Source organism: Pelagibius sp., assembly GCF_028281305.1.
Taxonomy (GTDB): domain Bacteria; phylum Pseudomonadota; class Alphaproteobacteria; order Kiloniellales; family Kiloniellaceae; genus Pelagibius.
Genome location: NZ_JANQKD010000106.1, coordinates 1 through 13,189 on the forward strand (window position 1 = coordinate 1; position 13,189 = coordinate 13,189).

7 protein-coding genes are annotated in these 13,189 nt (G+C 66.8%); 4 read left to right on the top strand and 3 right to left on the bottom strand.

Annotated elements, in window-relative coordinates; all coding sequences use genetic code 11:
• Positions 1-140: 140 nt before the first annotated feature.
• Positions 141-1,415 (bottom strand): aspartate aminotransferase family protein, encoded by a 1,275-nt coding sequence (locus tag Q0982_RS19935; protein ID WP_299398897.1) that lies wholly within the window; start codon positions 1,413-1,415, stop codon positions 141-143.
• Positions 1,416-1,732: 317 nt separating this feature from the next.
• Between Q0982_RS19935 and Q0982_RS19940 the strand changes: the two genes are divergently transcribed.
• Together Q0982_RS19940 and Q0982_RS19945 are read left to right on the top strand one after the other, a co-directional pair.
• Complete coding sequence (locus Q0982_RS19940; protein ID WP_299398899.1) at positions 1,733-3,616, top strand: autotransporter assembly complex family protein; 1,884 nt, start codon at positions 1,733-1,735, stop codon at positions 3,614-3,616.
• 1 nt (position 3,617) lies between these two features.
• Positions 3,618-8,009: a translocation/assembly module TamB domain-containing protein gene (locus Q0982_RS19945; RefSeq protein WP_299398902.1), complete on the top strand. Its 4,392-nt coding sequence runs from the start codon at positions 3,618-3,620 to the stop codon at positions 8,007-8,009.
• 10 nt (positions 8,010-8,019) lie between these two features.
• Here the strand turns inward: Q0982_RS19945 and Q0982_RS19950 are convergent, their stop codons facing one another.
• Together Q0982_RS19950 and Q0982_RS19955 are read right to left on the bottom strand one after the other, a co-directional pair.
• Complete coding sequence (locus Q0982_RS19950) at positions 8,020-9,510, bottom strand: aldehyde dehydrogenase family protein (protein ID WP_299398905.1); 1,491 nt, start codon at positions 9,508-9,510, stop codon at positions 8,020-8,022.
• 4 nt (positions 9,511-9,514) lie between these two features.
• Complete coding sequence (locus tag Q0982_RS19955; RefSeq protein ID WP_299398907.1) at positions 9,515-10,621, bottom strand: mandelate racemase/muconate lactonizing enzyme family protein; 1,107 nt, start codon at positions 10,619-10,621, stop codon at positions 9,515-9,517.
• A 114-nt stretch (positions 10,622-10,735) separates the two neighbouring features.
• On the opposite strand from Q0982_RS19955, the gene Q0982_RS19960 reads away from it, so the two are divergent.
• Complete coding sequence (locus tag Q0982_RS19960; RefSeq protein WP_299398910.1) at positions 10,736-12,217, top strand: PLP-dependent aminotransferase family protein; 1,482 nt, start codon at positions 10,736-10,738, stop codon at positions 12,215-12,217.
• Between the two features lie 116 nt (positions 12,218-12,333).
• On the top strand, positions 12,334-13,189 hold an 856-nt coding region (locus Q0982_RS19965; RefSeq protein WP_299398912.1), incomplete at its 3' end, for an extracellular solute-binding protein.

Consider the following 13,189-nt stretch of genomic DNA (forward strand, 5'->3'; position numbering starts at 1 on the left):
CTACGACAAGCTCTTGCAGAACTTCCGTGGCTTCGTGCTCATCGCCGCAATCATGCTATGGCTCAGATAACAAACAAATTGTCACCACAGCCTAGAGCAGATCCGGGTGACACGGGGTCCGGGCTGGCCCCTGCCCGCCGTCAATCCAGCCCTTGAGCAGCCTTCCGGACGGCCTCGGCTGTTTCTTCGATGTCCTCCGCAGTGAGGGCAAGGCAGGGATAGACCTTGCCCGGCAGCTTGAAGAGGCCGTTGTCGCGCAGCAGCGTGTTGAAGCGGGCATGGCGGCCCTGGTCGGACTTCAGCACGTCGCGGTAGTCCTTCACCGGATCCGGTGTGAACACGATGTCGAAGAGCGTCGGATCGCCCACCACCTGATGATCGAAGCCGGCCTCCGTCAAAGGCTCGCTGAAGGCAGCCATCAGGGTTTCGCCCGTCGCCCGCAGACGTTCGTAGCTGCCGGGCCGGCGCAGGACTTCCATGGTCTTGAGCCCGGCGACGGCGGCCACGGGATTGCCGCTCAGGGTGCCAAGCTGCATCAGAAAGCCATCTTCACCGACCTTGGCCTTGTCGAAGTGGGCCATGATATCAGCCCGCCCGGCGATCGCCGCCAGCGGGAAGCCGCCGCCGATGATCTTTCCCAGCGTGCAGACGTCCGGGACGACGCCGTAGAGTTCCTGCGCGCCGCCGTAGGCAAAGCGGAACCCGGTGACGATTTCGTCGAAGATCAGGACGATACCGTGCTTGTTGCATTCCTCCCGCAATGCTTCCAGAAAGCCGGGCGCCGGGGGAACGATGCGCTGCAGCGGTTCGACGATGATCCCCGCGATCTCGCCGGCATGTTCGGCGATCAGTTGCCGGGCGAAGTCGATGTCGTTGAAGGGCGCGACCAGCATCTCGTCCCGCACCGACTGGGGGATCCCGGCCGAATCCGGCACGGCGAGCGGAAAGTTCACCAGGCGGGTGGGCGCCAGGCTCATCTGCGCCTCCGCCGACATGCCGTGGTAGCCGCCTTCGAACTTCAGGATCTTGTCACGGCCGGTGAAGGCCCGCGCCAGGCGCATGGCGTACATGTCGGCTTCGCCGCCGGAACTCACGTAGCGCAGCTGCTCGGCACAGGCGACCGCCCGGCAGATCTCTTCGGCCAGTTCGATGCCGCGGGCGTTGTTGGCGAAGAAGGTCATGCCCTTGCCAAGCTGCTCCTGCACCGCCTCCAGCACCTCGGGATGGCCGTGGCCCAGCAGCATCGGGCCGGAGCCGATCAGATAGTCGATGTACTCCCGGCCGTCCTCGTCCCAGACCCGGGCGCCGCGGCCCTCGCGAATGACAATGCCGGGATCGAAGTTGCCGAAGCCGCCGGCGGGCAGCACATGCTGGGCGCGGTCAATCCAGTCCTGCTGTGTGATCGGGGCGTCCATCGCCTACATCCTCCTGTTTCCACGCCGAGACGGGGCCCCGGGCCCAGGGACAGCGAGAGGGTCCGCAGGACCCGGCCCGATGGGCGGTGCCGGGCAGCCATTCTCGCGCGTTGGGCCCCGCGGGTCCACCAAGGCCATCACCGCCGGAATCGTCACCATTTGTGGGGTGACAAGCGCCGGCGCCCGGCCTTAAATACCGCACCACGGCACACGAATGAGAGCGACTGCGCCCCTTCCGCGCCAAGGCATCGCGCCCGACCCGTTTGGCGGAGCGCGGAGAGTCAACGTAGTTTTACGGGCGAGAGGCGGCCGCAGCCTTGTGCAAGCTTCATCGGCGCCGCTTGGCGCAAGGACTTCAGGCGGCTTTGCTGGGCCTGCTGGCGATGCTTTTCGGGGCTGGCCTGACGGCTGGCGCTTTGGCGCAGCAGGCCCCCGAGTCCTTTGGCAACGAGCAGGCCCCGGCACCACAAAGCGAAGACCCCGTTGTCGCTTATGAGACCACATTGCTGGGGGTCGAGGATGAGGGCCTGCGCACCATCCTGGAGGCATCGTCTCAGCTCTTTGCTCTTGCTCAGAGGCCGCCGGCCACCCTTGTCGGCCTGCGCCGCAGGGCCGAAGGGGACCTGGAGCGCCTGCAAACCGCTTTGCGGTCCGAAGGCTACTACGCCTCCCAGCTCGATCTGGAGATCGACGACGAGGCCCGGCCCGTCCAAGTCGGGCTGAAAGTCGACCCCGGCCCCCGCTATACCCTCGTCAGCTATGAGATAAGCTACGTCGAAAGCCCGGCCCCGCCGGAGACCGAACAGCCGGACCTGGAAGAGATCGCAGTCTCGATCGGCATGCCGGCCCGCGCGCCGGAGATTGTCGCGGCGGAGCAGAGCCTGGTCAGCCGGCTACAGGAGCGTGGATACCCCTTCGCGGGCATTGCCGAGCGCAAGACCCTCGTCAACCACGACGACCGCGCCATGACGGTGCAACTCAGCGTCGATGCCGGGCCGGCGGCGACTTTGGGACCCCTGACGTTCTCGGGGCAGCAGCAGGTCGCAGAACCCTACCTGCGGCGGGTCGCCGGATGGCGCCCGGGCGTACCCTACGACCGCCGGATCCTCCGGGAAACCCAGCGCCGGCTGTCTGCGACCGGACTGTTCTCTTCGGTGACGGTGGAGACGGCCGCCGCACCCGATGCGAACGGGGTTCTGCCCGTCACGGTCACGGTTGTGGAACGGGCACATCGTTCTATCGGAGCGGCGGCATCGATCTCGACGGACATCGGGCCGGGCGGTGAGATCTTCTGGGAGCACCGGAACCTTCTCGGTGAGAACGAGACCTTGCGGGCCAGTGCCACGGGGTCGCTGATCGAGCAAAGCGGTGCGTTGAACTTCCGCAAACCCGCCTTCCTGGAACGTGAACAGGCCCTGCTGGCCGAACTGACCGGTGGCTTTGAGGACAACGATGCCTTCGAGCGCCAGGCCGTCGAGGGGCTGGTCGCGCTGGAGCGCCCTTTCCTGGAAAACTGGCGCATCTCCGGCGGCGTCTCCGCCGGCTACGAGATCGTCGACGAGAATGCGGACAACAATACCGGCGAGCGGCAGTTCACCCTCTTCGGCCTGCCGCTGACAGCGACCCGCGACACAACGGACGATCCGCTCGACCCCGCCCGCGGGACCCGCTTGCAGACCTCGTTGACACCGGCGACCGGTGTCGGCGACGACTCCCTGTTATTCGTGACGGGGGTCGTCGGCGGCTCCGCCTACTATGCGGTGGACGCGGACGAGCGCTTCATCTTGGCGGCCCGGGCACGTGCCGGAACGATCCTCGGCGAGGACACGGAGGTTCTGCCGGCGGCCCGGCGCTTCTATGCCGGCGGCGGAGGGTCGATTCGAGGGTACGAGTTTCAACTTGTGGGGCCCCTCGACGATGACGAGGACCCTCTGGGCGGCACTTCTCTGGTAGAACTCAGCTTTGAGACGCGCGTGCGTGTCAGCGAGGACATCGGCATTGTCCCCTTCCTCGACGGCGGAACGGTCTTCGACGATCCTTGGTTCAACAGCGGCGAAACCCTACGCTGGGCCGCTGGTTTGGGGGTAAGGTACTTCACGGGCTTCGGCCCCCTGCGTCTGGATGTCGCCTTTCCGCTCAACGGTCGCGACGACGTCGACGAGACGCTACAGCTTTACATCAGCTTCGGACAGGCTTTCTGAGATGCCAAAACCGGGACCGTTGCTGAAATGGACGGCCGTCGGGCTCGGCGGCATCCTGGCCACCGCCGTACTGGCGGGTGCGATCACCTATGGCTGGCTCGACAGCAATTCCGGGCGGAGCTGGCTGAAGCGTCAGATCGAAGCGGCGGTCAGCACACCGGGTGAGACCGAGCTTGCGATCGGGGCGCTCGAGGGCAGTCCCTGGCGGACACTAAAGGCACGCGCCGTAACGCTGCGGGATCCGACCGGTGCGTGGCTGGAGCTCGACTCGGCAGAACTCACCTGGCGACCGATAGCACTGCTGCGGGGCCGCCTGGACATCGAGGCGCTGGCGGTCAGCAGCGTCACGGTCGACCGCCCGCCGGTGGCGCCGGGAGCGGCGTCGGAGACCGACGAGTCCTCCGGCAACCTCGCTGTGCTCTTCGATCTTCCGGTAAGCGTCCGCGTTCAAAGACTGGCAGCGGACGAGATAGTCCTTGGGGAGAGCCTGCTCGGCCAAGCCGCCCGCTTTGCCCTCAGCGGCCAGACCGCCAGCGACGCGGCACAAAGACTGACGGCTGACCTTACGGCCGCCCGGCTGGACGGCCCGGAGGCGGAGCTGCGGCTGGCCGTCGCCTTTGATCCCGCGCGCGACCACCTTGCAGTCGAGGCCGAAGCCAGCGAAGCCCCGGGGGGCCTGACGGCCACCCTCCTCGAGATGCCGGACCTTCCCAGGCTCGACCTCAGCCTGAGCGGTCAGGGGCCGCTCAGTGCCTGGGACGGCAGCTTCGCGTTCTCACTCGGCAACCTCGCCAGCGCCGAAGCGGCAATCGGCATCCGGCGGACTGCCGAGCGCAGCCTGGCACTCAGCTTGGACGGCCGCAGCGATATCCCGGCAACCGGGCCCTCGTCGCCCTGGGCCTTGCTTGCCGGGACGACACAGGTATCGATGCAGGCTGCATGGACGACTGAAGACCGCATCGATGTGGAGACGCTTTCGCTCACCGGCGGCTTTCTGAACGCTTCCCTGAGCGGAACCGCAGAGGTTGGAAGCGGGGTCGTCGACCTCATGGTCAGTGCGAATGCCGAGGACAGCCAGGCACTCTCGGAGCTGCTGGACCTCGATGGTCTCCGGCAAGCCTCGGCCGACCTCAGGGTTCAGGGCGCGATCACGCAGCCTGCGGTCGTCTTTGAGGTGACAGGACAGGATGTGGCCGCACCGGGTTTCCGCGCGGGCGCCGTCAGCGTGGAAGGCCGCGCGAATGCCGAAAGCGATCTCTTCGGGCCCGCGCCCGCACTGAACCTGAACGTTCAGGGTCTCATCGCCGGCGCGGAACTCAACGGTGAGGACGCGATCAACGCGGTGATCGGTGAGACCGTGCGCTGGGCACTCGCTGGGCGGCTGGATGCGGGCACAGGCCGGATGAGCATCGCAAAGCTCGAAGCCTCTGCCGGCAGCACGACATTGGGAGCCAGCGGAACCGCCGATGCGAGCAACGGCTTGGCCGAACTCGACGTCTCCGTCGGTATCGCCGATCTCGGCAGTCTGCAGCCGCTGACCGACATCACCCTTGAAGGACGGGCTACGCTGCAAGGCCCGCTGCGGCTGGAGGGCTTTGGCGAGCGGGTCGAGACCACCCTGGCCGGGCGCTGGGAGCAGCCCTCCAGTGACATCGCAATCCTTACGACAGCCACCGAGGGCGGGGTGGATCTCGAGGCCGGCCTCACCTACACGGACGAAGGGCTGCGCGTGGAAGCCTTGACGGCCAGCGCCGCAGCCGCCCGCCTCGAAGGCGGCGTGACCGTCACGTCGGCGGGAGACCTGGTGGGCGGCCGCTATCGCCTGACCCTGCCCGACGCGGCGGTTCTGGCCGACGACCTGGGGTCCGCCTTGGCCGGCACTGCCACCCTGGAAGGAACCCTTGCCGGGTCCGTCGATGCGCTGGAAACGGCCGGCACCGCCACGGTGTCCGAGGTCAGGGTCGCGCCGGAAACGCTCAGCGACCTGCGCGCCACCTATGCTCTGACGCTGCGCGGCCCGGATATCGAAGGTCCGGTAACCCTCGCCCTGACCAGTTCTTTCGGCGCGCTCGATGGCAGCGCGGATTTTCTGCTGCAGGGGGACCGTCTGACCTTGGACAGCCTGCAGGCCCGCCTGCCGGAGGCCCGGGTTGAGGGGACAGCCGTCATTCCCCTGGACGGGGCCGATCCGGCTGCGGACCTGACGGCCGAGCTGGCCGACCTCGCGCCCTGGCTGCGCCTTGCCGGTCTGGCCGGAAGCGGCCGCGGAACGCTGGCGCTGCAGCTTAACGGGGCGGATGGCGAGGCAGCGGTCACGGCCACTGCCGATCTGTCGTCTCTGGCGCTGACGGCCACGCCCGACGCGGCGCCGCTGCGCGCGGATTCGGTGCTGCTGCGCCTGCAGGGCGATGACCTTTCCGTGGAGGCGGAAGGCGCCCTGAAGATCGAGGCCGAGGGCGTGACCTGGGACCGCCTGCAACTGGCACGCCTCGACGCCGAAGGCGCCGGCACGGTCGAGGATCTCGGCATCAGCCTCTCCACGACCGGCACCTGGGTCGAGCCGCTGAACCTGCGCCTCGCGGGCCGCTTAGCCCGGCGCGGTGAAACGCTGGCCCTGGAGCTTGCCGCGGCCGAGGGCACCCTGCTCGGCCAGCCGCTTGCCCTTGCAAGGCCGGCACGACTGTCGATCGATGGCAGCGAGATCACATTGCAGGACTTCGAGCTGGCTGCCGGCGAGGCTCGACTCTCGGGCCGGGCACTGCTCTCGGACACGCAAATGCAGGCCTCGGCAACGCTGGACAGTCTGCCGCTCGAGATGATCGATCCCCTCTGGGCCTCCGGCCTGGAAGGCCGGGTCTCAGCCAAGCTGGCGCTGTCCGGACCGCGCACGGCGCCGGAGGGGAGCGGCGACGTGACCCTGGGCGGCCTGCGCCCCCGGGGCGGTACGGACCTGCCCGCCCTGACTCTGGCGGCCACGACGGCGCTTCGTGACGGACGCCTGCAGGTCGAGGGGCGGCTCGGCGGTGCCGATGTCGCCGCAGCCCGCTTCCGTGCCGATGCGGCGCTGCGCGTGACGGAGGCCGGCGGACTGGAGGTTCCGCTCGACGAGCCCTTGACGGGAGAGTTCGGCTGGAGCGGCGACGTTGCCACGCTGCTGCTCTTCGTGCCGCTGCCGGAGCACCGTCTCGATGGGAATGCCGAGGTGGCGCTGACTGCGTCCGGCTCCGCGCGCGCGCCGCGGCTCGGCGGCCAGATCGCTCTGAGCCAGGGGCGCTACGAGAATCTGGAAACCGGAACCTTGCTACGCGACCTCGACGTGCAGGCCACGGTAAGGGACGATCAGATGACGCTCACGCGGCTGACGGCCAACGACGGCTCCGGCGGCAGGATCACCGGGGATGGCCGGATGTCCATCGATCCCGCAGCCGGCTTTCCCTTCGCGGTTTCCGTTGCGTTGGAGAAGCTTCACGCCCTGCGGCGGGACGACGTCACGGCGGTGGCCGGCGGAACCGTCGAGGCAAGCGGCACCTTGGAGGCGCCGCGGATCGTGGGGCGCATCACGACCGAGACCGTGGAGATCAGCCTCTTGGCCGCTCTGCCGCCCGATGTGGTCAGTCTCGACGTCACCGAACTGAAGGGCGACGGCCCCCAAAACGAGCCGGCAGACCGGGAAACGGCGCCGCCGGTCGATCCGGCGCTCGATATCGTCATCGACATGCCGCGGCGCGTGTTCGTGCGCGGCCGTGGGCTCGATTCCGAGTGGGGCGGACGTATTGCCGTTGCCGGCAACGCCAGCGCACCGGAGGTCACCGGAGAGATCAATGTGGTCCGTGGCCAACTCTCGGTGGTCGGCAAGCCCTTCGACCTGCGCAACGGCAAGGTCACTCTGCCAAAGTCCGCAAACAGCGAGACCGAGCTTGATGTCACGGCCGGCTACCAGGGCAAGGACCTGGACGTCACCGCCCGCATGGCCGGTCCGCTGTCCCGTCCCTCACTGGAGTTGGCTTCGACGCCGACGCTGCCCCGCGACGAAATCCTCTCCAGGGTTCTGTTCAACAAAGCCTCGTCCGGCTTGAGCGGTGCCGAAGCGGCTCAACTCGCCTTGGCCGTCCAGGAACTGCGCGGCGAAGGTGCCAGCGGCATCCTGGACTTCGCGCGCCGCACTTTGGGCGTCGATGTGCTGCGGGTTGACACCAGCGACGGCGGCGCCCCGGCGGTGGAAGCCGGCCGGTATCTGACCGATGACGTCTATGTCGGGGTCAAGCAGGGCACATCGGCACAGCAGAGCGCCGCCGGCGTGGAGGTCGAGCTGACCCCCAACATCACCGTCGAAAGCGAGGTCACCGGATCCGGCGCCAACAAGTCGGGCGTGCGGTTCCAGTGGGACTACTGATCGATCGCCGCTAAATGCGGGCGGCGACGCTCTTGGTCCTGCAATAGCTGAGCAGGCCCTCCAGGCCCTTCTCGCGGCCGAACCCGGACTTCTTGTTTCCGCCGAAGGGCACCTCGATGCCGCCGGCGAAGTACTCGTTGATGTAGACCTGTCCGGCATCCAACCGCTGCGCCAAGCGGTGCGCGAGGGTGAAGCTGCCGGTATAGATGCCGGCCACCAGCGCGTACTGGCTGTCGTTGGCAAGGGCGAGGGCATGGTCCGCGTCCTCGGCGACCTGCACCGTCAGGACGGGGCCGAAGATCTCCTCCTGCACCAGTTCGTCGTCTCGGCCGGGGACGCCGACAATGGTCGGCTGAAAGAACCATCCCTTTCCGGTCTGCGGGTCCGCCGTTTCGGCACCGCCGGTCGCAACCTCAACCCCCCGCTCCCGCGCGCGCTCCATGAAGCCCGAAATACGGGCGAGCTGTTCAGCCGAGTTTACCGGGCCGAGTTGAGGATTTCTGAGGCCGTGCCCGAGAGTCAGCTTCTCGGCACGCCGGCAAAGCTCCTCCACGAAACCGTCGTGCAGGCTGCGCTCGACAATCAACCGCGAGCCGGCAGAGCAGATCTGCCCGGCGTTTTCGAAGATCGCGCCCATCACACCGTCGAGCGCGGCTTCGCGGTCACAGTCGCCCAGGACCACCACCGGGGACTTGCCCCCGAGTTCCAGCACGACACGGGTCACGTTGTCTGCTGCCGCCTTCATGACGGCCGTGCCGCTTGCGACCGAGCCTGTGAAGGTGATGTGATCGACCTCTCCGTGGGCCGCCAGCGGCGCGCCGGCATCGGCGCCGGTTCCGGTCACCACGTTGCAGACTCCGGCGGGCAGACCGGCTTCGAGCAGGATCTCCGCCAGCCGCAGCGCGGTGAAAGGGGTCTGCTCGGCGGGCTTGGCGACCACCGCGCAGCCGGCGGCCAGCGCCGGTGCGATGCCCCTGGCCGCTGTGGAGATCGGGAAGTTCCAGGGAATGATCTGGGCCGCCACGCCCACCGGCTCGTGCAGGCTGTAGCCGAGATAGGCAGGGCCGAGGGGAAAGGTGTCGCCCTGCAGCTTGTCGCAGGCGCCGGCATAATACTCAAACGCGCGGGCGGCGCCTTGCACGTCGCCCTGCGCCTCGCCAATGGGCTTGCCGCTGTCAAGGCACTCGACCACCGCCAGACTCGCCGCTTGCTCGCGAATCAGGGCGGCGGCACGGTAGAGAATGCGCCCCCGTTCGACGGCGGGTGTGTCCCGCCACACGGCTTCGAAGGCCCGCCGGGCAGACGTCACCGCGGCATCCACATCGGCGGCATCCCCGCAGGCAAACTCGGCAAAAGCTTCGCCACGGCCCGGATCCAGGCTGTTCATGACGCGCCCCGAGGCCGCCGCGGAGTATGCTCCGTCGATGAAGTGGCCTTGCGGCAGGCCCGGAAAGCTGCCGCTCGACAGCGCGTCGTCGATCAGTTGTTTCTGGGTCGCCATCGGATCACCTTTCCAGCGCGCTGATGCAGTAGACGGACCTGGCGAGCCAGTCCGGATTCACCGTAACGCCCCAACCCGGCCGATCGCTCACCATCACCTTGCCGTCCTGGATATCGTAGGGAGTCTCGACGAAAAGGTCCTGCTGCCAGGGATAATAGTCCGCGCCCTCGATCGAGAGTTCCAGGTACTTGCCGGCATTGGGAATGGCGCGCAGCAGATGCATGGTGAAGAGTGTCACCATCGACAGGTTGGCACTGTGGGGCGTGACTGGGAGGCCTGCCTTTTCAGCCATTCTCGCCACCCGTAGCGTCCGGGTGAGGCCCCCCAGATAGCAGACGTCCGGCTGAACAATGTCGACCACGTGCCCATTGATCATGCGCCGCCAGTCCACCAGGGAGCAGTCCTGCTCGCCCCCCGTGACATCGATCTCCAGCGCCTCGGTCACCTGTTTGGTCTGCTCGTACTCCCAGTAGGGACAGGGCTCCTCATAGTGCGAGATGCCGTTGGCCTGCAGCAGATGGCCGACTTCAATCGCCCGCGCTGGCGAGAACCCAGAGTTGGCATCGACCAGCAGGGCCACGTCATCGCCCATTTCGCGGCGCATGGTCGGCACGATCTCCTCGGTCCGGCCGGGCCACTCGTCAATGTCCCGTCCGCACTCCGCGCCGATGCGGAACTTAAAGGCATCGAGCCCGAAACGGTCGCGCAGATCCTTCAGTCGCTCTGCCTCCCGCTGCGGCGTGATGTCGCGTTTCATCGAAGATCCATAGGCGCGCAGCGGTCCGGGCGTTCCGCCGATCAATTCGCAGACGGCCTTGCCTTCGCGCTTGCCGCGCAGGTCCCAGAGCGCCGTATCCAGCCCACCGATGGCGCGCCGCAGGTAGGCCCCCGGAAACTTGTGCTCGCGCTCCGGAATGATGTCGACGAGGTAGTCGATGTTGTCTGCGCTCTGGCCGAGGGCATAGGGCGCCACCTGGCGATGAACGACCTGTGCCGTGATGTCGGCGTTGTAAGGTGCGACCTGGCCCCAGCCCTCTTCGCCGTCCACGGTCCGGACCCGCAGGAAGCAGACGAACTCGTCGGTGAAGGTTTCGACGCTCGCAATTTCCATGGCTGTCCGGTCGGCTCCCAAAAAGCATCTTTGGTTCGCCACGATAAACTGAATTGGCCTTGATTTAAGGTCCATTTTCGTTCGTTCTATAGGCCAATCTTCGAGGGAGCGGTCATGAAAACAAACGCCGGAGCGCTGTTGTCATCGATCCGGATCGACCGGAACGCGCGGCGAAAGATCAGCGTCCAGCTCTACATGGGACTGAAGGAGATCCTGCTGAGCGGCGGCGTCAATCCGGGTGAACGGCTGCCGGCGACACGCACCCTGGCAAAGGAGATCGGCGTCTCGCGGACCACGGTCATCGATGCCGTGGACAGGCTCACGGCCGAAGGCCTCCTGGAAGCACGGGTCGGGGCCGGGACCTTCGTCAGCAAAGCCCTTGCGGGCCAGCGCGCGGCCGTCGCGCCGGCACAGCCGGCGGCCAGCAAGCCGGCCGACCATCATCTCTCGCGCGCGGCGCGCCATGCCCAGCGGTTCCTGGCTCCCCGATCCTGGCTGCCGCACAAGTCCCAGGCCTTCATCACCGCGCTGCCGGCCCTCGACCTTTTCCCGATGGCGCACTGGGCCCGCCTCTCGGCGCGGCACTGGCGGGCCGGCCGGGAGGACGTGATGGGATACGGTCATCCCTCCGGCTACCAGCCCCTGAGGGAAGCGATCTCGACGCATCTGAACGCCGCGCGCGGCATCAAGTGCGATCCGCAGCAGATCTTCATTGTGTCCGGCGCCCAGCAGGCCTTCTTCCTGATCGCCACGCTTCTGCTCAACCCCGGCGACCATGTCTGGTTCGAAAACCCCGGTGCCATCGGCGCCCGCAACGCCTTCGTTGCCGGCGGCGCCGACATTGTCCCGGTGGAAGTCGACGATGAAGGGCTGAGCATCGCCGACGGGCTCCGCAAGGCCCCGCACTTCCGCCTCGCCTTCGTGACTCCGTCCCACCAGCAGCCCTTGGGCCAGGTCATGAGCCTTTCCCGGCGGCTTGCCCTTCTGGGGGCCGCGGAAGATGCCGATGCCCTGATCGTCGAGGATGACTATGACGGGGAGTTCTACTACGGCGACCAGCCGCAGCCGCCGCTGAAGAGCATCGATACCCAGGAACGGGTGATCTACGTCGGCACCTTCTCCAAATCGCTTTTCCCATCCCTCCGGCTTGGCTTCGTTCTGGCGCCGCGTGGCCTGGAGAGCGCCTTTGCCGAGATCAGCGCGGCCTGGCTCAGCGGTGTTCCGACGGCAACCCAGGCCATCGTGGCGGACTTCATGAACGAGGGCCTCTTCTCGACCCACATCCGGCTCATGCGGCAGGCCTACAAAGCCCGGCACGACGCGCTGATCGAGGCGACGGCCGACCTCTCCGAGAGGATCGACGTCCGCCCCACCTCCAGCGGGTTCCATACCGTCGGCCTGCTGCCCGATAACGCAGATGAGGACGGCATCGTCGCCAGCGCCCGGCAGCAGGGGATCGTGGTCGCAGCCCTGTCGCGCTACAGCGCTGCCCCCATCGGCTGCAAGGGCCTTGTCCTCGGTTTCGGGGGGGTCACGCCGGAAGAAATCCGCCGCGGCGTCCAAAAGCTGTGCTCCCTGCCGGAGCTGGCGCCGTAATTGGTCTGATCTCAAATCGGTAATGGATATATTTTGCAGTCCATTATCGCACTAGGCTTTGGTATTTAATTTGCCGGTTCGTCTGCTTGGGCGATCGGCCAATAAGGGAGGCTTGAATGACAAGCAGAAAACTGTCCGCCGCCTTGATGGCTGCCACCATTCTCACCGGGGCCCTCACGACGGCGACGGCGGCTCAGGCGGAGACGCTTCGGCTCCTGACCTGGGGGTCCTATGCGCCGGAGGAAGTGGTCAGGCTGTTCGAGGAAAAGTACCCGGACATCAACGTCGAGGTGACCTTTTCCAACAACGAAGAGATGATCGCCAAGCTGCGGGCGACCGGCGGCGCGGGCTTTGACCTGGCCCAGCCGAGCCACGACCGCATCTACGCGGCGCAGCTCGAATACAACATCTACAAGCCCATGGACCTGTCGAAGATCGACACCTCGGTCATGCAGCCCAAGCTGCTGGACGGCGTGAAGGCCAACACCACGATCGACGGCGAGGTTTACTCCGTACCCCATCAGTGGGGCACCTCCGGCCTGATGGCCGACAAGACGAAAGCGCCTGGTATCAAGAGCTGGGCCGACCTCTGCGACCCACAGTACAAAGGCAAGACCTCGATGCGCCTGAAGCGCACCATCCTGCTGGGCACCGCCTTTGCGATGGGTGAGGACCCGTTCGCCGCCTACGCCGATCTGGACAAGTACCAGGCCATTCTCGACAAGGCCGTCGACAAGCTGATTGCCTGCAAGGACAACATCAAGGCCTACTGGAAAGGCGGAGACGACCTCTCCGCCCTGATGCTCTCCGGCGAAGTGATTGCGTCCGAGACCTGGGACTCGACGGCGTACCGGATCTACAACCAGAACCCCAACATCGTCTTCGTGCCGCCCGAAACCGGCGCTCTGGCCTGGATCGACACCTTCACCCTGCCCCGCAAGGGCAAGGCCGACGATGCGGCCTACAAGTGGA